Raw genomic sequence first — 1,105 nt, 5'->3', positions numbered from 1 at the left:
TCGTGGACTGGAGCGGCAACTGTGGCAACCTGACAGCAGCAGTGGGGGCTTTTGCCATCAATAACGGCCTGGTGTCTGCTGACCGAATCCCTGATAACGGCATTGCGATTGTGCGCATCTGGCAGGTCAATATCCAGAAAACCATCATTGCCCACGTTCCCATTACCAATGGTGAAGTTCAGGAAACCGGCGATTTTGAACTGGACGGCGTAACCTTTCCGGCCGCCGAAGTAAAAGTGGACTTCATGGACCCGGCAGACGGGGAGGGCGCCATGTTCCCCACCGGCAATGTGGTTGATGAGCTGGAGGTTCCGGGCGTTGGTACTTTCCCGGCCACCATGATCAATGCCGGTATTCCTACCGTTTTCGTCAATGCAGAAGATATCGGTTACACCGGTACCGAGCTGCAGGGTGACATCAACGAAAACAAGGAAGCGCTGCAGAGGTTTGAAACGATCCGTGCCTACGGTGCTAAGCACATGGGACTGATCGACAACATTGAAGAAGCCCAGGCGCGACAGCACACCCCGAAGATTGCCTTCGTCTCCAGGCCCAAGAGCTACGCCGCCTCCAGCGGCAAGCAAATTGGTGAAGAAGATGTGGACCTGTTGGTGCGTGCGCTGTCCATGGGCAAGCTGCACCACGCCATGATGGGCACCGCTGCGGTTGCCATCGCCAGTGCCTCGGCAGTGCCCGGCACCCTGGTCAATCTGGCGGCTGGCGGTGGCGAACGCGACAGCGTTACCTTTGGTCATCCGTCGGGCACGCTGCGGGTTGGCGCGGGGGCCAAACAGATCGATGGGCAGTGGACGGCCACCAAAGCCAGCATGAGCCGTAGCGCCCGTGTGTTGATGGAAGGCAATGTCCGCATCCCCGGAGACTGCTTCTAGGTAACGCCAGCTGAAACGGGTAGCCACTGTAGGTCAGATTAGCCTGAAGGCGTAATCCGACAAATTCATTGTCGGGTTACGGCTTTGCCTTTCTGTGCCCTTGGGTGAACCCGATCTGCAACTGTAAAAGCCGCTCAATTAACCCCCGGCAATGCTTGACCCTCTGCCATCCCGGGGGAGACCCTGAAAGCCAACCGATCCAGGGAGGCGTCTAC

Annotated in this window: 1 protein-coding gene; it reads left to right on the top strand. The window is 58.0% G+C overall.

Annotation, left to right across the window (positions count from 1 at the left end):
* Positions 1–890, top strand: an 890-nt coding sequence (gene prpF / locus A3730_RS26730; RefSeq protein WP_063539320.1) for a 2-methylaconitate cis-trans isomerase PrpF, incomplete at its 5' end; no start/stop codon positions are given.
* Positions 891–1,105: the final 215 nt, after the last annotated feature.

This window comes from Alcanivorax sp. HI0044, assembly GCF_001634945.1.
Note: the sequence above shows the minus strand (reverse complement) of the source record. Positions and strands in the feature narration are given on the sequence as shown.